Origin of the sequence: Nemorincola caseinilytica (genome assembly GCF_039540515.1) — a bacterium.
In the GTDB taxonomy this organism is placed as follows: domain Bacteria; phylum Bacteroidota; class Bacteroidia; order Chitinophagales; family Chitinophagaceae; genus Nemorincola; species Nemorincola caseinilytica.
On record NZ_BAABFA010000009.1, the window covers coordinates 94,089 to 112,840 of the forward strand.

Genomic DNA, 18,752 nt, shown 5'->3' on the forward strand with positions numbered 1-18,752 from the left:
CTATTCATTGCACATTCCCACATTAATGCGACCTTTGCGGGCGATATAGCTAAAAAAATGCCTGCAAAATTCTACGAACAGGATGTACGATCGGGATTGAAGGACAAGCGAAAGCTGTCTGCCTTCCTCGATGCTGTGGTGGCACGCTACAGGCCCGATGTAAAAAAGGCACAGCTTACCTATATCTTCTGCAGTGATGAACACCTGCTGCAGATGAACCGGCAATTCCTGGACCATGATACCTTTACCGATATCATCACCTTCGACCTGAGCGAGGAGGATAACAAGATAATAGGCGAGATATACATAAGCACCGACAGGATAGCCGATAATGCTGCGAAATATAAAGTGCCTGTGGCCGATGAGCTGCACAGGGTGATATTTCATGGGGCGTTGCACCTGTGCGGTTTCAAGGACAAAAAAGAGGCAGACAAAAAAGTGATGCGCCAGAAAGAGGACGAATGCCTGGCGGCCTATAAGAAAGAGACAGACAAATGAACATAGAGATACTATACGAGGATGATGACCTGCTGGTGGCCAGCAAGCCTGCCGGTATGCTGGTGGTGCCTGACCGTTTCAATAACGCGCTGCCATCGCTGAACAAGGCACTGGAAAAACAGGTGGGTATGAAGATGTGGGTGGTACACCGCCTGGACAGGGAGACGAGCGGCGTGATATGTTTTGCGAAGCACGAGCAGTCGCACCGTTATTTGTCCATACTCTTCCAGGAGCGCGATGTGAACAAGTATTATGCCGGCCTGGTGAAGGGCGTAGTGGTGCCTGAGCAGGGCCGTATAGAGAACTACCTTGCCGAGCACCCCGCCAACAATGGCACCATGATGGTGGCCCGCAAGGGCAAGCTGGCCGTGACCGACTACAGGGTGGCAGAGCAGTGGCCGCTGTATGCCCTCATGCAATTCCAGATACATACCGGGCGCACGCACCAGATACGCGTGCATATGCGGTCTATAGGCCACCCGCTGGTGTGCGACGACCTGTATGGCGATGGCAAACCCTTTATGCTGTCGGAGATAAAGCGCAAATACCGCCTGTCGGACAAGGAAGAGGCCGAGAGGCCGCTACTGAGCAGGCTGGCGCTGCATGCATACAAGCTGGAATTTCAGAAAGAAGATGGCACGCATATAGTGGCCGAGGCCGAGCTGCCCAAGGATATAGCAGCCTGCGTGAAGCAGCTGAACAAATGGTGCCCACCTGCTGATAAGATGTAACCCGATAAACCCTGTAAGAAAAATGAGAAACATATTCACAAGCGTGCTGCTGCTGATAGCATGTACCGCATGGGCTGGCGAGGGCGACCCTGCCATGAAGAAGATGTATGACCGCTACCATGGCAAATGGCACAGCTCGCTGCGATTTGTGCAGGAAACGAAAAGGTACAGGAACGACAGCCTTATCAGTACGTCTACCTGGTACGAGACGATAGTGTACCCGCGCATGTTCCGTATTGACCTGGGCGTGCCTGATAGTGGCAATTGCGTGATATACCGCAACGATTCGGCCTACATCTTCAGAACGCACAGACTGGTGCGCGGCCGGGTAGATACGAACGATCTGCTCTTTATGCTGGGCGGCATGTACTTTGCCGGTTCTTATGACGAAGTGGTAAGCCGCTATGCCGTGATGGGCTATGATGTGCGCAAGGGCTACGAGGCAGAGCACAATGGCAAGGCCGTATATGTGGTGGGCACTGCGAACGCACAAGAGAAAGGCAACCAGATATGGATAGACAAGAAGCGGATGAGGGTGGTGAAATTCGTGAAATATAGCGGCAAGGAAAAGGAGGAGGGCGTTTTTGAGGACCATAAGAAGATAGGCAAGGGCTGGTGCGAGACCGAGGTGACCTTTTACATAAACGGCAAGCTGCAACAAAGGGAATACTACCGGAATATAGTGGCCGGCAAGGAATATGACCCCGTACTGTTCTCGCCCGCGACACCATGGAAATACCATTGGTACAAACCTTGACACAACTATAACAGGTGGGTGTACTGACCTGCGACCATACATTGCGCTTTTATGTACCTTTGCGCCATGCGGCGCATAGCTTCCGTTCTCTTACGTTCGTTCCTGCAGGGCCTTATCCTGCTTAGTCCTATTGTCCTTACCGGTTATTTGCTGTACACCATATTCAACAGCGTAGATGGGCTGGTACCCTCTATGCCCAGGGGCTGGGGCTTTCTCATCATCATAGTCACAGTGACGGTGATAGGCTACCTGGGCACACGCTTCTTTGTGGGGCGGTGGCTGTTCGATTCGTTCTCTTATGTGATGACGCATACGCCGGGCATTAAGTATATATACTCATCCATACGCGATGTGGTGAGCTCTTTCGTGGGCGACAAGAAACGCTTCAACCGCCCGGTATGGGTACGCGTGAACATGAGCCCCGAGATATGGCGCATAGGCTTTCTGACGCAGGACGATATGGAGCCGCTGGGCATGAAGGGCAAGGTGGCCGTGTACATGCCACACGCCTATGCCATATCTGGCTGGGTGATACTGGTGGATGGCAGCAATGTAAAGACGGTAGAGGACATGACCGCAGGCGAGGCAATGAAATTTGCGGTGAGCGGCGGTATCACCACAGTAGAAGAGGCCGAGCATGAAAAGAAAAATTAACTTCAATGCAGGGCCGGCCACACTGCCGGAACCCGTACTGCAAGAGCTGGCAAAGGCCACACTGCAGTATGGCAAGACAGGCACAAGCGTGCTGGAGCTGCAGCACAGGGGCAGCGCATTTGGCGAGATACTGGAGGAATGCAATGCCCTGGTACACGAGCTATGCGGCATAGGCCCCGAATACGAGGTGATATGGCTGCATGGCGGTGGCAGGCTGCAGTTCTGCATGATACCAATGAATTTTTTGCCTGAGGGAAAAGTGGCTGCCTATATAGATAGCGGGCAGTGGGCACACGAGGCCATGCAGTATGCGGCCTACTATGGCGACACGAAGATAGTGGCATCATCGCGGGAGAGTGGTTATGCGCATTTGCCCCAGTGGCCTGCAAGGCTGCCAGCAAAAGCCGCCTACCTGCACCTCACCACCAACAATACCATATACGGCACACAATGGCATGATATACCTGCATGCAGCAAGCCGCTGATAGCCGATATGAGCAGCGATATACTGAGCCGCAGGCACGACCATAGCAGGTATGCCATGTTCTATGCGGCTGCGCAGAAGAACCTGGGTGTGCCCGGTGTGGCGCTGGCCGTGGTGCATAAGGATATGCTGCGGAAAGCCGCGCGGCCACTGCCGCCCATGCTCAGCTATAAGGCACAGGCAGCGGAACGCTCTGTGGTGAATACGGCCAATGTGCCGGGTATATATACGGCTCTGCTGATGCTGCGCTGGACAAAACAACGCGGTATAGCAGCCATAGAAAAGGAGAACACGGCCAAGGCCGAACTACTATACGGACAATTGGACAAGAGCAGGATATTCGTGCCGAGGGTGAGCGAAAAGGCACACCGCAGCCAAATGAACGTATGCTTTACCACCAATGATATGGCACACGAGCAGCCCTTCCTGGATATGTGTGCGCGGCACAACATCATAGGCATAAAGGGGCACAGGTACACAGGCGGCTTCAGGGTGTCTATGTACAATGCGGTATCGCTGGCAGATGTGGCGGCACTGGTAGATGTGATGCGCGAGTTCGAGGACCTCTCCCCCAGCCCTCTCCTTCGGAGAGGGAGGTAAATAGTATGCATAATTAGAGATCGTAGGCCATGCCTTCCATTCCTATCACAACATTGGGAAAGATAGTTGCAGCCTCTTCGCGGAAGGGTTCCAGTTCCTTGTATTTCGATGAGAAATGCCCTAGCAGCAGGGTGCGTGCATTGGCCTTTTGTGCCAGCGTGGCGGCCTGTATGGCAGTACTGTGATGGCGCATAGCGGCGCGGGCTGCGTCCTGGTGAAGGTAAGTCGCCTCGTGGTATATGCCATCGGCGCCCTGTATAAGGGGCAGAAAACTTTCGGTATATACGGTATCGGAGCAGTAGGCATACTTTTTGGGCGCAGGGCCATCGGCGGTCACCCATGCATTCTTTACCACTGTGCCATCGGGCATAGTGTGGTCCTCGCCACGCTTCAGGGCCTCGAAATATTCTGGCGCTATGCCGTATTCCTTACATCTGTCGGGCAGTATCCTGCGGCCGCGTGTCTTAGTGGTCACCAGGAAGCCATGACACTCTATACCATGCTGCAGTGGGAAGCAGGTAACGGAGAAAACATCGGTATCTGCTATCACTTCGGTACCGGCAGGCAGTGGGTGAAAATGCAGTTCGTAGCACAGGCGGGTATCGGCCACGGCCAGTATTGCATCGATAATGGGCCTGAGGCCTGCAGGGGCATAGAGGTGCAGCGGCGCTATGCGGCCCAGCAGGCTCATGCTGTTGATGAGGCCGGGCAGGCCGAAGTAATGATCGCCATGAAGATGGCTGATGAAGATGTGGTGTACGTTCTTCCATTTCACACCATAGCGCTGCATCTGTAGCTGGGTGCCCTCGCCGCAATCCAGCAGCAGCACCTCGCCAAATACGGTGACGGTCTGCGCAGAGGGGTGGCGGCCAAAAGCGGGTAAAGCGGAATTGTTGCCGAGTATGGTGACTCTCATCTGAACAAATTTAAACAAGAAGGGCCACAGATGAAAGAGGGGCGGAAGAAGAGACCGCTACAGGAAGAACGACCCTTACTTTATATAGCAGAAAGTGAAACCTACACAGGCATATGCCCCCCTGAGGTAGAGCCCCGGCCGCATACCTATTTCGTAGAAGCCACCGATAGTACCGGGGCTGCGGCGCGACATAGCGCGGCCGCCTACACGGAAACCCAGTGCACCTGTGCGAAAGCTGCCGGGAGCATTGGGGACGATGGGGTATTCTTTATTGGCCACCTGCAGCGGATCGAACCGGGTATCGCCGAAGATGACATCGGCATATAGCTCGCGGTAGAAAGCAATGTGCCTGCCTTTTCCCTCGAAGGTATCAACATTGCTGCTCACCATGATATTGATGTTGCGTATGCGGTTGAAGCCAACATAGTAACCCTTGGTGTAGCTATTGGTGTAATAATGCCCTGTGAATTTGGTGCCATCCTCGGTATACAGCTCCCCGGGTACGCTGGGACGCAGGAGGTCGCCATTCATATCGGCAGATACGGGCGTATTGTTGTAGTAGAGACCTGCGCGTACAGCAAGTATGCGCCTGCACGGGTACTTTGCCCTCAGGTAGCGTATGGCCGTATGCGGAGAGCCATCCTCGTTGAATTCGTCGTACACGCCGAGGGTCACCTTTTTCCACACCTCTCCCCTCCTATCCAGGAAGTGTATGCGGGCGCCTATGTTGGCGCCTACATGTGGCACCAGTACGTTCTTGCTCCTGTTCTTCTCCTCGGCAAAATTCTGCTGTACGCTGTAGTAGGTACCTTTTATATTACCGGTGAAGGAAGCATAACGAGGCAGAAAGTAATCGGCATTGACACCGGTAGACAGGCGGCCGGGATCGGTGACACCGGTCTCCAGGTCGGCAAGGCGCAGCTCGGCTATCATCTTCAGCTTTTTGCCCTTGTTCTTCCTGATGTACACATCCACCCCATCGCGGGTAAAGATGGTATCCACCTTGCCCTTAGCATATGTGATACCCGGCTGGGCCATCAGGCATAGAGGCAGGCATATCTTGGTGAGTATTTTGCGCATCAGAGGGGTAGCTTGTGATAATTGCGCAAAACTAAATAAAACATATCAAAGAAGGACAAATAATATAAGCGCAACAATATCACGCTTCAATGCTGTGCGCCAGCGTTGCAGGAGAAAAAATAGGGTCTACAGAGAGGTTATAGGCTCATAGCAGAAAAGGAAGATGGTATCAGTTCTTTAATGTTATCTCTTTGGCAGTGATGAGGGTCACCGATGTAAAGCCCGTACCATCGCCATCGTAGGCATCAAGGCTCATATTTTTCTGCCTGCGCAGCGATAGCGTAAGCTTGCCGGGGGCAATGAGCTGCAGGTCTTCGGCAGTGATGATGGCCTTTGCGCCGGATACCTCTATCTCGTTGCTGGCATTGAGCGATGTATCGGTAGTACTGCGGCCGGCCACGCCCACATACATGCGCTCACCTGTGGCCAGTGCAGGCCCTTCCCACACAAAGGTATAGCCTGTGCTTTTGCTGATGTCTGCGGCCAACGTGGCAGGGAAGGACACATCGCCTATATCTGACAACTGCGTGGTATTGACGATGGCCTTGCCGTTCTTTGTAAGTACGGCATTGATGTCCTGCAGGCCGGCGAACTGCCATGTGTACAGGGTGCGGTCGAAGGGATCGGAGGTGGCGCCGGTACGGCCGTTCATGGTAACGGAAGAGCCATTGGCAAGCATGACCCGCGCGCCGCCTGCAGAGCGCACACGGAAATAGGCCGATACATATGTGGCATCGTCCGTCTTGCTGAAGGTGATGTTGTAGTTCTGGTGATAGGGAACATCCTCCTTCAGGTCGTTAGAGTCGACCCGGGTGCAGCCCGGTAGCAGGAAGAGGATGGTGACCCATATGCATGTACATGTAAGCAGCGTTCTCATGGTCTCGGAATATTAAGTACAAAGACAAGCGCAAAGTATGTGCCAGCGGTGGCGCATTGGGCAGAGTGCATGTCGGTTCTTTGGCAATGGCCTGCATTTTTTGTGAATGGTGTAACGCAAGCGCACTTTTCGGGGTCGTATAAAGGACGCATCTGTTAGAATAATGCAAATCACCCGCGGCGGGTGAACGCGCACAGCAGGGGTGCAGATACTTTTGGATGGTCAACAGCAACATCATGTACACACTCATTCGCACGCTCTTCCCCGCCCTCATCATCATAGGTCTTTCTGCCGCTGTAAGCCGCGCCGGTAGCGTATCTGGCAAGATAACGAACGAGGCAGGGCAGCCGGTATCGCTGGCCAGTGTACTACTGCTGCGGGCTACCGATTCGGTACTGGCAAAGACAGAGCTGACCGACGAAAAGGGGGAGTACCATCTCACCCTTATTGCCGATGGCTCTTATATACTAAGGGTGAACATGATGGGATATGAGGAGTATGCATCGGCCCCTATTACCATTGGCAGCAGCGATGTACCCATGCCCGACATAAAGCTGCACACCAGGGCCACCGAGCTGAAAGAAGTGGCCGTGCGCACCCAGAAACCCTTTGTAGAGGTGCGTGCCGACAAGCTGGTGGTGAACGTAGAGGGCAGTATAGTGAGCACAGGCAGCACGGCGCTGGAAGTACTGGCACGGTCGCCGGGGGTAACGGTGGACAACAACGACAACATAAGCCTGAAGGGCAAGCAGGGCGTGAACGTGATGATAAATGGCAAGATACAGCCTATATCGGGGCAGGACCTGGCCAATATGCTGAAGAGCATGTCATCGAACGCTATAGAGAGCATAGAGCTGATAAGCAACCCATCGGCAAAGTATGATGCGGCAGGTACGGCAGGCATCATCAATATAAAGCTGAAGCGCGACAAGAAGATAGGGCTGAACGGCAGCGTGAACGGCACCTATGGACAGGGCATATACGGCAAGACCAACTGGGGCTTCAACATGAACTACAGGAACAAGAAGGTGAACCTGTTTGCCAACTACAATGGCAGCTACCGCGAGGGCTTCAACCACCTGACGCTGGACAGGAACTTCTTCGAGGGCGGGCAGTTCGCCAGCGCGTATATACAGGACAATAACTACCTGTACAAGATAGGATCGAACTCGGGCAACATAGGCATGGACTACAGCCTGTCGGCAAAGACCACGATAGGCTGCGCGTTCAACGGCGACCAGACAGATTTTCTGCGGGAGGGCTATAACTACTCCCTGGTGAAAGATGCCGACAGGCCCGATATGCCCAGGCATTTCATAACCGAGAACCGCGCACCCAACATATGGGGCAGCCGCACCGCCAACCTGAACCTGCGCCACACCTTTGACAGCGGGGGCAAAAGCCTGACGGTAGATGCCGACTATGCGGCATACCCCAGCAGCGGCACGCAAGACTTTACCACTACCTACTACAATGATGTAGCGGGTGATACACGGCCCATAGCAGCGCCGGTGATACTGAACGGCGACCTGCGCGGGATGACACAGATACGATCGGGCAAGGTGGACCATACCCGCACACTGCCCGGGAAGATAAACATGGAGGTAGGTGCGAAGACGAGCTTTGTGACATCGGATAACGACCTGCGCTTCTATGACCTGAGCAGCGGCAAGCGTGTAGAAGACGCGGGACGTACCAATCACTTTGTATACAACGAGAACATAAACGCGGGCTATGTGAACCTGAGCAAGGAGTATGACAAATGGAGCACACAACTGGGCCTGCGCACCGAGCAGACCATAGCTGACGGGCATGCCACTACGCTAAAGGGAGATTCTACATTCACACGCAGGTATATGCAGCTCTTCCCCAGCTTTGCCGTGCAGCGCCACCTGAACAAGAAGAACGACCTGGGCGTGACACTGAGCAGGCGCATAGAACGCCCCAACTACGATCAACTGAACCCATCGGCCTACTACCTGGACCCTACTACCTTCAAGCAGGGATACCCATACCTGATACCTGCCCTGTCGTACTCGGCAGAGCTATCGTGGGTACACGACCAGAAGTTCATCACCAACCTGAACTATACGCGTACAGCACACCCCATAACAGAGGTGATACAGCCCAGCCCCACCGAAGCGCGTGTGACCATACAGACACAGAAGAACCTGAAGAGCATGCAGTACTTCGGGGTGAACGGATCGTACCAGGTAAAGGTGACGCGCTGGTGGAACAATACCACCAATGCCAACGTATACTATGCCCACTATACGGGCGACATAGCAGGCACCAACCTGAGCGCAGGCCGCGTGACCTTTGACGCGAACAGCAGCAACAGCTTCCTGCTGCCCAAGGACTGGAGCGCAGAGGTGAGCGGCTTTTACCAGGCGCCGCAGCTATATGGCTATATGAGCCTGCGCCCTACATGGATGCTTAACGTAGGCATACAGAAGAACCTGCTGGAGAAACGCGCAACGCTGCGCCTGAACGCTACCGATATCTTCTGGCGCGGCTACCCACGCGCCACATCCACCTATGTGGACTACCGCGAGTCGTTCGTAGCACAGAGAGATACAAGACAAGTGACCATGTCATTCACCTACCGCTTTGGCAAGCGTACGGTACCACCAACTATGCGCCACAGAGGTGGCGCAGAAGATGAGAAACGCCGAGCAGGCAATGCCACCGGCTAGAACAACAACGCACCATTCTTCCCGCCTCTATATATTAGCAAGTGAAAGCTGTATCTGTTACAGCGCAGCCATCCGGAGCCCCCCTATCCCGGATGGTTTTCCTTTTAACCTCTCCCTAGGAGAGGGAGGTGGGATCTGTATCGCTGTATGCTTACAGGTCTTTGATAAAAGCAAAGAGGCTACCGTGTGGCAGCCTCTTTAGTATCTGTTCCCTATGCTCTGTTAGAGCGCAGCAAGTGTGACCTGTATCCTTTTCAGGGTCTCGCCCTTGCCTATCAGGGCCGCTATGGCAAAGACGCCGGGGCCGTATTTGCCACCTACCAGCATGATGCGGAAGGGCAGCATCAGGTCGCCCTTCTTCATACCGTGCTGCTGCACATGCTCGTTGAAGGAGGCCTCGATAGTGGGTTCGTCCCACGCATCGAGCGTGGCCAGGACATCAGCCCAGGTGGTGAAGAAAAGTTGCTTCTGGTCGTTCCACTTATCGGCTATGGCGGCCTTCTCTATCAATTCAGGTGTGCGGAAGAAGAAGTGCCCCTGGGCCCATACATCGGGTAGCAGGGTGCAGCGTTCCTTTATCATGGGTATCACTGTAAGCAGGGTATTCATATCCCAGTTGCCGGGGCCCATTTCCTTATCCATATAAGGGGCGACGAGCTGTGCCAGCGCAGCGGTATCCATCTGCTGCATGTACTGGTGGTTGAACCACTTGGCCTTATCGAAATCGAACTTGGCGCCGCCCTTGTGTACACGCTCTATAGAGAACTTGCTGATGAGCTCGGGCATAGAGAATATCTCCTGCCCGCTGCCATCGTTCCAGCCCAGCATGGCCAGCATGTTCACAAATGCCTGTGGTATGAAACCTATTTCGCGGAAGCCCGATGTGAGCTCGCCGGTCTTGGGGTCGTTCCAGTTCATGGCAAAAACGGGGAAGCCCAGCCTGTCGCCATCGCGCTTGCTCAGCTTGCCATTGCCATCAGGCTTCAGTATCAGGGGCAGGTGCGCCCAGCGGGGCATCTTGTCCTTCCAGCCCAGGTACTCCCACAGCAGCACATGTACGGGCGCGCTGGGCAGCCATTCCTGTCCACGGAAGGCATGCGTTATCTCCATCAGGTGATCGTCCACCACCACGGCAAGGTGATAGGTAGGCATACCATCGGCCTTCAGCAGTACCTTATCGTCACTGAGGGAGCTTTCGAATGACATATCGCCGCATATCATATCGCTGAGGTGTACGGTCACATTCTCGGGCATCTTTATGCGCACCACATAGGGCGTACCGCTCTCTATAAGCTCCCATGTCTCGGCATCGGAGAGCGTGAGGGAGTTGCGCATCTTCATACGGGTGCTGCTATCGTACTGGGCAGGGGTATGCTCGTCCTTGCGCAGGTCGTGGCGCATTTTTTCCAGGTCCTCGGGCGTATCGAACGCATAGTATGCATGGCCCGATGCTATGAGCTGCTTGGCATATTTGTGATACAGCTCCTTGCGCTCGCTCTGGCGGTAGGGCGTATGAGGGCCGCCCTTTACAGGGCTTTCATCGGGCGAGAGGCCGCACCACTCCAGGCAATCGATGATGTACTGCTCTGCGCCGGGCACATAGCGGTTCTGGTCGGTGTCTTCTATACGCAGCACGAAGGTGCCGCCATGGGCCTTTGCGAAGAGGTAGTTGTATAATACAGTGCGCACGCCACCCAGGTGCAAGCCACCCGTGGGGCTAGGCGCGAAACGTACTCTGACTTTCATGGGCCAAAAATAGTCTGAAAAAGGGAATTCTTATTTGACAGCACCTAATGCGGCCTTATATACACGCAGGCAGCGTTCGCGGGCCATATCGTGCTGTACTATGGGGCGGGCATAGGTAAGCTGGTCGTACTCGGGGACCCAGCGTTCCACATACTCCATCCGGGGGTCGAATTTCTGCGTTTGCAAGTGGGGATTGAACACCCTGAAATAAGGGGCCGCATCGCAGCCGCAACCTGCGGCCCACTGCCAGTTGCCATTGTTGGCGGCAAGGTCATAGTCCAGCAGCTTTTCGGCAAAGTATGCCTCGCCCCAGCGCCAGTCTATAAGCAGGTCTTTGGTGAGGAAGCTGGCCACTATCATGCGTACTCGGTTGTGCATATGGCCGGTCTCGTTCAGCTCGCGCATACCGGCATCTACTATGGGGTAGCCTGTTTCCCCTTTGCACCATAGGGCGAACTCCTGCTCATTGTTGCGCCACTGTATGTTGTCATATTCCTTTTTGAAAGAGCCGTTGACCACATGGGGGAAGTGCCAGAGGATGGCCATATAGAACTCGCGCCATATGAGCTCGTTGAGCAGTATGGGGTTCAGGTGCTGTGCCTGCAAGGCCATTTGTCGCACGCTTACGGTACCGAAACGAAGGTGTACCCCGAGGCGGGTAGTGCCATTGATAGCCGGCAGATCGCGGGTGGTATCGTAAGTAGCGGCTATGCCGGCATCCAGCGCGGGTGGTACTGCATGGTAAGGTGCGGGCAGGAAACCTATCTGCTGCAGCGAGGGTATGGGATATGGGGCGCAGCGAAGCAAGTTGCCAAAGTATTTTTCTGTAGGGTATGAACGAAGATAAAAGTCATTCAGACGTTCCTTCCACCGCCTGCTGTAGGGAGTGTAGACTGTATAGGGTTCGCCATTGTCCTTCAGTACCTCGCTACGCTCGAAGATGGTCTGGTCTTTGAAAGTATGGAAGCTGATGCCCAGCGTATGCAGGAACGCGGCCACATCGCTATCGCGGCGAATAGCAGATGGTTCGTGATCGTGGTTGGCATAGACGGCCCTTATACTGTGCTGCGTGACGAGTGCGCGGAATGCATCCAGCGGGGAACAATGGAATACCTGTAACGTACTGCCCATAGCTACCAGTTTCTGCTGCATGCCTGTGAGGGCATCGTGTATGAACTGTAACCGCCGGTCCTGTCTGTCGGGAAGGGTATCGAGTATATCGGTATCGAAAATGAAAATGGGTAACACTGGCAGGCCGGAGCGGAGCGCATGGTAAAGGCCTGCATTGTCGTGCAGGCGAAGATCGCGGCGGAACCAGAATATGGAAACGGGAGGCATGAATGTAAAGATAAGGCAGAGGTAGTGCAGTATAATTCTTACTTATAGGCTATTAGGGAGCAGTGTATGCGGAAGCGCCGCTACATTGTGGTAACTTTACATAAATAGGATGGATATGCGCAGATCCAGAATTGTTGTGACCCTTCTGTGCGCCCTGCTGCTGGCAGCATGCAGCAATGCGCAGAACAAGACCCAAAAGAGAACAGATATGACAGAACAGACGAACAAGAACCCGTACTACTCGCGCACGGATACCGGCCACCTGAACGTGAGCAACGAGGAGTGGAAAAAGATACTATCGCCCGATGTATACCGCATAGCGCGACAGGCAGGCACAGAGTATGCCTTCTCGGGCAAGTACTGGAAGACCGATGTAAAGGGCACCTACTACTGCGTGGTATGCGGCAACCCGCTCTTTCGCTCCACGGCAAAATTTTCGAGCACATGTGGCTGGCCCAGCTTTTATGAGCCCCTGCGGCCCAACAGTGTGATATACCTGGAGGACAACTCGCACGGGATGGAGCGTACCGAGGTGCGCTGCGGCCGCTGCGACTCGCACCTGGGGCATATATTCGACGATGGACCTGCGCCAACGTACAAGCGCTTCTGCATGAACTCGGCCGTGCTGGACTTTGACCCTGACAAGCAATGACGCGATAAAATATAGGCGAATGGCATACTGGTACAGTATGCCATTCGTGCTTTTGAAGCGCTATAATGTAGCGCATGAGTGAGCGCGTTATATCTCTTTAACTATTGCATCTCAGGTCAGATATTATGCATAATTTTGATGTCCCATATACTTTCAGATATGAATAAGATAAGAAAAGCGGCAGGTATGCTACTGATGACGGCCCTGCTGTATGCACCTGCATTGCAGGCCAAAGACAATGGCGGCGTACACCAATGGACCACCGCGAAGTCGGGAGGGTATAGCTACAAATATGTGGCCGGCGATGCCACGAAGACCCGGTTCTACGAGCTGAAGAACGGAATGACCGTGATACTGAGCCCGGTGAACAAGGAGCCGCGCATGCACTTTTACATAGCGGTGAAAGCAGGCAGCAAGACCGACCCGGCAACACATACGGGGCTGGCGCACTACCTGGAGCATATGATGTTCAAGGGTACTACGGCATATGGCACGAAGGACTGGAAGAAAGAGCAGCCCTACATATCGAAGATAACCCACCTGTACGAGGAGTATAACAAGACAACGGACGAGGCCAAGCGCACGGCTATATACAAGCGCATAGATTCGATATCGGGCGAGGCTGCGAAGCTGGCCATAGCCAATGAGTACGACAAGATGATGGGAGCCATAGGCGTGAAGGGCACGAATGCCTTTACCTCCTTCGAGCAGACGGTGTATACCGAGGATGTACCTGCCAATGCGGTAGATAAATTCCTGAAGGTGCAGGCGGAACGTTTTCGCGACCCGGTGTTCCGCATTTTCCATACCGAGCTGGAAGCCGTGTACGAGGAGAAGAACATAAGCCTGGACAACGACAATGAGAAGGTATACGAGGTGGCGCTGGCAGAGCTCTTCCGCAACCACAACTATGGCAGGCAGACCACCATAGGCACTGTGGAGCACCTGAAGAACCCATCGCTGGTAGAGATACGCAAGTACTACAACAAGTACTATGTACCTAACAATATGGGCATCATCGTATCGGGCGACTTTGACCCCGATGTGATGATAAAAAAGATAGACGACCACTTCTCTTACATGCAGCAGGCAGATGTGCCGAAGTATACCTTCAGCCCCGAGCAGCCTATAACCGCGCCTATAGTAAAGGATGTATACGGGCCCGATGCCGAGTATGCCACCATCAGCTACCGCATGCCGGGCATACACGACAAAGATGCGCTGCTGGCCGACCTGGTAGGCAAGGTGCTGACCAATGGCCGCGCCGGCCTCATAGACCTGAACCTGGTGAAGAAGCAGAAGCTGCTGAGGGCATCGGCCTATACTGACATACTGATAGACCATGGCTATATGGTACTGCAGGGCAATGCCACCATGGGCCAGAGCCTGGAAGATGTACGAACACTGATGCTGGGCGAGATAGAGAACCTGAGGAAGGGCAATTTTGACGAAGAACTGCTTACATCCATCATCAATAATGCGAAGAAGACGCTGATGCAGCAGAACGAGAAGTATGACACACGCGCCTATGCACTGATGGCCGTATTCACATCAGAGGACGACTGGAGGAACAATGTGACATATGCCGAACGTCTGTCGAAACTGACGAAGGCAGATATAGTGGCCTTTGCCAACAAGTACCTGAACGATAACTATGTAGTAGTGTACAAGCGCAAGGGCGAGGACAAGAACGTGGTGAAGGTGCCGAAGCCTGCCATAACCCCTGTAGAAACGAACAGGGACGCACAGTCGGCCTTTGTGAAGATGGTGGTGAACACCCCCACAGATGCTATAAAGCCCGTATGGATCGATTATAACAAAGACATGCAGCGTGGCAGTGTAGGCCCTGCCGAGATACTGTATGTACACAATGCCGACAATGACCTCTTCCGCATGAGCTACAGGTACAAGATAGGCACACGCAGCGAGCGCAGGCTGGCAGTGCTGGCACAGTACATACAGTTCCTGGGTACGAACAGCAAGAGTGCAGAGGATATATCGAAAGAGTTCTACAAGCTGGCCTGTAACTATGGTATGCGCGTAGATGCCGACCACACCACCATAACGCTGGAAGGGCTGCAGGAGAACTTTGACAAGGCCGTAGCGCTGCTGGAAGACCTGATGGCCAACTGCAAGGTAGATGAAGAGGCACTGGCATCGCTGAAAGCGCGTATGACCAAGGCGCGTGCCGATGCCCGCAGCAACAAGAATATGATAATGCAGGGGCTGGTGAACTATGCCCGCTATGGCGAAAAGAACCCCTTCAACAATGTACTGTCCGAAGATGAGCTGAACCAGCTATCGGGCGCATGGATGGTAGATATGATGCACCGGCTATCGGGTATCAGTCACCGCATCATTTACTATGGTCCCGCATCTATGACCACGCTCACTACATCTATGAAGGCGGCACACAAGCTGCCGGGCATGTTCACCGCAGCGCCGGAGCCTGTGCAGTTCAGCTTCAGAGAGCAGAAGGACAACGAGGTGCTTTTTGCCGACTACGATATGGTGCAGAGCGAGATACGCTGGGTGCGCAATGTGCCCGGCTATGAGCCCGGGCAGCAGCCGGTGATAGACCTGTTCAACAACTACTTTGGCGGCAATATGGGCGCACTGGTCTTCCAGACCATAAGGGAAAGCAAGGCGCTGGCCTATGCCACCAATGCCTATGTAGGCCTGCCGCAGAAGAAGGAGGATCCCTACATGGTATCGGCCTATGTGGGGTGCCAAGCCGATAAATTCAATGAATCGGTGACGGCGATGAACGAGCTGCTGAACGACCTGCCCTCAGTGCAGAATAGTATAAGCACGGCAAAAGAGTCCCTGAAAAAAGAACTGGAGACAGAGCGCATAATGCAGGACGATATAATAGCCAACTACCTGATAGCCGAGCAACGCGGCGTGCAAGACGACATACGCAAGCTGGTGTACCAGGCAACTGACAAGATGAACTATGACGACCTGAAAAAATTCCACGCGGCCAACCTGGCCGCCAAGCCATATACCTATTGTATAGTGGCCTCGGAAAAAAAGGTGAGCGCAGACGACATGAAGAAGTGCGGCCCTGTAAGGAAACTGACACTGAAGGAGATATTCGGGTACTGATAGTGTGACGATGTGGGGAATGTGAGGGAATGCGATAATGTGGGGAATGCGATAAAGTATATAACAAGCAAGGGCGGCTGTAATGAGCCGCCCTTGCTTGTGTATGTGTAGTTGTATCTATACGGAAGAGAACTGCCGCAGGAAGCGCACATCGTTCTGCGAATAGAGGCGAAGGTCATTGACCTGGAATTTTATCTGCGTGATGCGCTCTACACCCATACCGAAGGCAAAGCCCGAGTATACCTCGGGGTCTATATCGAAGTTGCGCAGCAGCTCGGGGTGTACCATGCCGCAGCCCAGTATCTCTACCCAGCCGCTATGTTTGCACAGGTTGCAGCCGTTGCCACCGCATACCGTGCAGGATATATCCATCTCGGCGCTGGGCTCGGTAAAGGGGAAGTAGGACGGGCGGAAGCGCACCTTGGTATCGGGGCCGAACATCTCGGTAACGAAGTGGTAAAGCGTTTGCTTCAGATCGGCGAAGGATACGTTCTTATCTACATAGAGGCCCTCGCACTGGTGAAAGAAGCAGTGGGCGCGGGCAGATATGGTCTCGTTCCGGTATACACGGCCGGGGCATATCACACGCACGGGCAGCGGCTGTGTCTCCAGTATGCGCGCCTGTACCGATGATGTATGTGTACGCAGCACCAGGTCGGGGTTCTGCTGCACATAAAAGGTGTCCTGCATGTCGCGGGCGGTGTGATGCTCGGGCATGTTCAGCGAGGTGAAGTTGTGCCAGTCGTCCTCTATCTCGGGGCCGGTGGCCACACTGAAACCCAGCTTCTCGAAGATGGATACTATCTCATTCTCTACCATGCGCAGCGGGTGGCGTGTACCGGCAGGCATGGGATAGCCCGGCAGGCTGATGTCGCCTTTGCGGTCGCTCTCCTTGCCTGCATTGCCCATATGGGCATACCGCTCGTAGTGGGCCTCGGCCAGCTGGCGAAAGGCATTGAGCATAATGCCCGCCTCCTTGCGCTCTTCGGCGGGCACGTTCTTCATTTCGCCTGCCAGCGCCTTCACTATACCCTTTGCGCCAAGGAAGCGTATGCGGTACTGCTCAAGGTCTGCCGCGTTGGCGGGGGTGAATGCGTTTATCTCCTGCTCGAAAGCCTGTATCTGTTCCTGTAATGATGGCATGGGCGCAAAGATATTGGAAATGGGAATAAGGAGCCCCACCCGGCCTCCCCCAAGGGGAGGAGATGGGATGTGACCGTACTTGTGGTAGCCCGCTATGGCGCATAACGACATAAGAATTCCATTTTTCTACACCATTTAGCTACGCCGCTACGCGATAAAAATGTTAATATTTTGTCTATGTGGATCTTTTAAAATGGTGTATCTATAATTTCGTGTACAACACACTAAATACTATTCTATGCCGCGCAGGAAGCTGATAAAAAGGACCATACTATTCGCAGGTGTATCTGCGGTAGCGATAGCTGCCCTGCAGAGCGATATGAACTATATGCAGCTACCGCATGAGCGGGAACTGAGCTTTGTGTCTTATGGCAAGACGGTGTACAAGACCATTCCCTGCTCTGACAGCGCTACCGAGCTGATAGGCTTTGAGCTGCATAAGAAATACATACGCACCGGCAATACCACGCGTACAGAGTACAATGTAGTGATGCGCGACCTGGACCCGCGAGTAGACACCTACAAGACCTACTGCCACGATATAATAGCCGACCTGAGCGAGGAGATAAAGAACGACCCTTCCTTTGCCATAAATGTGTTCGACAGTTTTGAGGCATACAGCTTCTATGCCGAGGAGGCAATAGGCCGCGATGCGGACGAGCACCTGCTGGCAGAGCACCTGGTGGCCACCTACGAAATGCCCATCTACGGAGACGAGCGTGAGCCTGTACTTACCTACTACCCATATGCGGGTACCATGCTACGCGAGACCGGCAGCTATAACTGATCTTCTGCAAGATATTTATGACATTGCATATAGCTATGCGGCCACAGGCTGCACGGCTGCGTTTACGGCCACTATCCATTGGCGGAAGAGGCGAGCCTCTATGCGGCATACATCGGCAGCTATCCTTTCCCATTCGGGGTGGAAGGTGACCAGCATGCGCTGCATCTCTTCCAGGTGGCCTTCTTCCTCAGCTATTATAGACTTCACGTTCACCTTGCTGCGGTGACGAGAGAGGGCATCCTGGTATATGCCATAGAGCATATCGGCCCGCACCTCTATAGAGTAGGTGACCAGCAGGTAGGCGCCATGCATCATAGCGCGGCCCTGCAGGCCCATATGCTCTTTCAGGTAGCGGCAGGCCTCTACATCCAGCCTGTTCAGATACTGGTAGCTCTCTACCGGGGCTATAAGGTAGGGATATGTATAATCGGGGCAGGCGCTGGCATCCAGCTTGCCTATCAGTTTTTTCAGGTAGTAGGCATGGCGCGCCTCTTCGGCCGCATGCTTCAGCACTATGATACCTGTATGCACGGGGTCTTCGTAGCGGGCTATCTTGCGGGCGCCGGTATTTTCCATCATAGACAGGCTATTGAGCCATTTGGCATGCAGTGCATTGTCCTGCACTATCCTGTCGGTCACTTCTGCAAGTAATGTGTTCAATTCCATTCGTGAGGCAAATTTAGCG

Annotated in this window: 16 protein-coding genes; 9 read left to right on the forward strand and 7 right to left on the reverse strand. The window is 53.9% G+C overall.

What is annotated here, in order from left to right; translation table 11 throughout:
• Positions 1-57 precede the first annotated feature (57 nt).
• The 5 genes from ybeY to serC all read left to right on the forward strand — a co-directional run bounded on the left by ybeY (position 58) and on the right by serC (position 3,724).
• Positions 58-498, forward strand: coding sequence for an rRNA maturation RNase YbeY (ybeY, locus tag ABD843_RS06975; RefSeq protein WP_345080593.1), 441 nt, complete (start codon positions 58-60; stop codon positions 496-498).
• Complete coding sequence (locus tag ABD843_RS06980; RefSeq protein ID WP_345080596.1) at positions 495-1,229, forward strand: RluA family pseudouridine synthase; 735 nt, start codon at positions 495-497, stop codon at positions 1,227-1,229. Before ybeY ends, ABD843_RS06980 begins: the two co-directional genes overlap by 4 nt.
• Before the next feature lie 22 nt (positions 1,230-1,251).
• Positions 1,252-1,986, forward strand: a complete 735-nt coding sequence (locus ABD843_RS06985; protein WP_345080599.1) for a hypothetical protein — start codon at positions 1,252-1,254, stop codon at positions 1,984-1,986.
• A 66-nt stretch (positions 1,987-2,052) separates the two neighbouring features.
• A complete protein-coding gene (locus ABD843_RS06990) occupies positions 2,053-2,640 on the forward strand; it encodes a DUF502 domain-containing protein (protein ID WP_345080602.1) in 588 nt (195 codons plus the stop codon).
• Positions 2,624-3,724 carry a 3-phosphoserine/phosphohydroxythreonine transaminase gene (gene serC / locus ABD843_RS06995; protein ID WP_345080604.1) on the forward strand — a complete coding sequence of 367 codons (1,101 nt, stop codon included), beginning with the start codon at positions 2,624-2,626 and terminating at the stop codon, positions 3,722-3,724. The genes ABD843_RS06990 and serC overlap by 17 nt, the downstream gene beginning before the upstream one ends.
• A gap of 13 nt (positions 3,725-3,737) precedes the next feature.
• Here the strand turns inward: serC and ABD843_RS07000 are convergent, their stop codons facing one another.
• From ABD843_RS07000 to ABD843_RS07010, 3 genes are all read right to left on the reverse strand, one after another.
• The gene (locus ABD843_RS07000; RefSeq protein ID WP_345080607.1) at positions 3,738-4,640 is read right to left on the reverse strand and encodes a ribonuclease Z; all 903 of its coding nucleotides are present in this window, start codon (positions 4,638-4,640) and stop codon (positions 3,738-3,740) included.
• 75 nt (positions 4,641-4,715) lie between these two features.
• Positions 4,716-5,720 (reverse strand): hypothetical protein, encoded by a 1,005-nt coding sequence (locus ABD843_RS07005; protein ID WP_345080610.1) that lies wholly within the window; start codon positions 5,718-5,720, stop codon positions 4,716-4,718.
• A 169-nt stretch (positions 5,721-5,889) separates the two neighbouring features.
• Positions 5,890-6,597, reverse strand: a complete 708-nt coding sequence (locus ABD843_RS07010) for a hypothetical protein (protein WP_345080613.1) — start codon at positions 6,595-6,597, stop codon at positions 5,890-5,892.
• Between the two features lie 236 nt (positions 6,598-6,833).
• On the opposite strand from ABD843_RS07010, the gene ABD843_RS07015 reads away from it, so the two are divergent.
• Positions 6,834-9,293 (forward strand): outer membrane beta-barrel protein, encoded by a 2,460-nt coding sequence (locus tag ABD843_RS07015; protein WP_345080617.1) that lies wholly within the window; start codon positions 6,834-6,836, stop codon positions 9,291-9,293.
• A gap of 222 nt (positions 9,294-9,515) precedes the next feature.
• On the opposite strand, the gene gltX is transcribed toward ABD843_RS07015, so the two are convergent.
• Together gltX and ABD843_RS07025 are read right to left on the reverse strand one after the other, a co-directional pair.
• On the reverse strand, positions 9,516-11,039 hold the full coding sequence (gene gltX, locus ABD843_RS07020; RefSeq protein ID WP_345080619.1) for a glutamate--tRNA ligase: 1,524 nt from the start codon (positions 11,037-11,039) through the stop codon (positions 9,516-9,518).
• Positions 11,040-11,069: 30 nt separating this feature from the next.
• Positions 11,070-12,377 carry a cryptochrome/photolyase family protein gene (locus tag ABD843_RS07025; protein ID WP_345080622.1) on the reverse strand — a complete coding sequence of 436 codons (1,308 nt, stop codon included), beginning with the start codon at positions 12,375-12,377 and terminating at the stop codon, positions 11,070-11,072.
• 115 nt (positions 12,378-12,492) lie between these two features.
• Between ABD843_RS07025 and msrB the strand changes: the two genes are divergently transcribed.
• Both msrB and ABD843_RS07035 read left to right on the forward strand, forming a co-directional pair.
• The gene (msrB, locus tag ABD843_RS07030; protein WP_345080625.1) at positions 12,493-13,029 is read left to right on the forward strand and encodes a peptide-methionine (R)-S-oxide reductase MsrB; all 537 of its coding nucleotides are present in this window, start codon (positions 12,493-12,495) and stop codon (positions 13,027-13,029) included.
• A gap of 159 nt (positions 13,030-13,188) precedes the next feature.
• Positions 13,189-16,137: a M16 family metallopeptidase gene (locus ABD843_RS07035; RefSeq protein WP_345080628.1), complete on the forward strand. Its 2,949-nt coding sequence runs from the start codon at positions 13,189-13,191 to the stop codon at positions 16,135-16,137.
• A gap of 117 nt (positions 16,138-16,254) precedes the next feature.
• Here ABD843_RS07035 and pheS read toward each other — a convergent pair whose 3' ends face one another.
• A complete protein-coding gene (pheS, locus tag ABD843_RS07040; protein WP_425575689.1) occupies positions 16,255-17,391 on the reverse strand; it encodes a phenylalanine--tRNA ligase subunit alpha in 1,137 nt (378 codons plus the stop codon).
• A 127-nt stretch (positions 17,392-17,518) separates the two neighbouring features.
• Between pheS and ABD843_RS07045 the strand changes: the two genes are divergently transcribed.
• Complete coding sequence (locus ABD843_RS07045; protein ID WP_345080631.1) at positions 17,519-18,067, forward strand: hypothetical protein; 549 nt, start codon at positions 17,519-17,521, stop codon at positions 18,065-18,067.
• A 33-nt stretch (positions 18,068-18,100) separates the two neighbouring features.
• On the opposite strand, the gene ABD843_RS07050 is transcribed toward ABD843_RS07045, so the two are convergent.
• Positions 18,101-18,733, reverse strand: coding sequence for a hypothetical protein (locus tag ABD843_RS07050; RefSeq protein ID WP_345080634.1), 633 nt, complete (start codon positions 18,731-18,733; stop codon positions 18,101-18,103).
• Between the last annotated feature and the right edge of the window lie 19 nt (positions 18,734-18,752).

What these genes read in the sequence shown, in the direction of transcription:
- ABD843_RS06980 (WP_345080596.1), top strand. Translation starts at nt 495, where the DNA reads ATGAACATAGAGATACTATACGAGGATGATGACCTGCTGGTGGCCAGC.
- gltX (WP_345080619.1), bottom strand. Translation starts at nt 11,039, where the DNA reads ATGAAAGTCAGAGTACGTTTCGCGCCTAGCCCCACGGGTGGCTTGCAC.
- ABD843_RS07045 (WP_345080631.1), top strand. Translation starts at nt 17,519, where the DNA reads ATGCCGCGCAGGAAGCTGATAAAAAGGACCATACTATTCGCAGGTGTA.
- ABD843_RS07025 (WP_345080622.1), bottom strand. Translation starts at nt 12,377, where the DNA reads ATGCCTCCCGTTTCCATATTCTGGTTCCGCCGCGATCTTCGCCTGCAC.
- serC (WP_345080604.1), top strand. Translation starts at nt 2,624, where the DNA reads ATGAAAAGAAAAATTAACTTCAATGCAGGGCCGGCCACACTGCCGGAA.
- ABD843_RS07010 (WP_345080613.1), bottom strand. Translation starts at nt 6,597, where the DNA reads ATGAGAACGCTGCTTACATGTACATGCATATGGGTCACCATCCTCTTC.
- ABD843_RS06990 (WP_345080602.1), top strand. Translation starts at nt 2,053, where the DNA reads ATGCGGCGCATAGCTTCCGTTCTCTTACGTTCGTTCCTGCAGGGCCTT.
- ABD843_RS06985 (WP_345080599.1), top strand. Translation starts at nt 1,252, where the DNA reads ATGAGAAACATATTCACAAGCGTGCTGCTGCTGATAGCATGTACCGCA.
- msrB (WP_345080625.1), top strand. Translation starts at nt 12,493, where the DNA reads ATGCGCAGATCCAGAATTGTTGTGACCCTTCTGTGCGCCCTGCTGCTG.
- ABD843_RS07015 (WP_345080617.1), top strand. Translation starts at nt 6,834, where the DNA reads ATGTACACACTCATTCGCACGCTCTTCCCCGCCCTCATCATCATAGGT.
- ABD843_RS07000 (WP_345080607.1), bottom strand. Translation starts at nt 4,640, where the DNA reads ATGAGAGTCACCATACTCGGCAACAATTCCGCTTTACCCGCTTTTGGC.
- ABD843_RS07035 (WP_345080628.1), top strand. Translation starts at nt 13,189, where the DNA reads ATGAATAAGATAAGAAAAGCGGCAGGTATGCTACTGATGACGGCCCTG.
- pheS (WP_425575689.1), bottom strand. Translation starts at nt 17,391, where the DNA reads ATGTCGTTATGCGCCATAGCGGGCTACCACAAGTACGGTCACATCCCA.
- ABD843_RS07050 (WP_345080634.1), bottom strand. Translation starts at nt 18,733, where the DNA reads ATGGAATTGAACACATTACTTGCAGAAGTGACCGACAGGATAGTGCAG.
- ABD843_RS07005 (WP_345080610.1), bottom strand. Translation starts at nt 5,720, where the DNA reads ATGCGCAAAATACTCACCAAGATATGCCTGCCTCTATGCCTGATGGCC.
- ybeY (WP_345080593.1), top strand. Translation starts at nt 58, where the DNA reads ATGCCTGCAAAATTCTACGAACAGGATGTACGATCGGGATTGAAGGAC.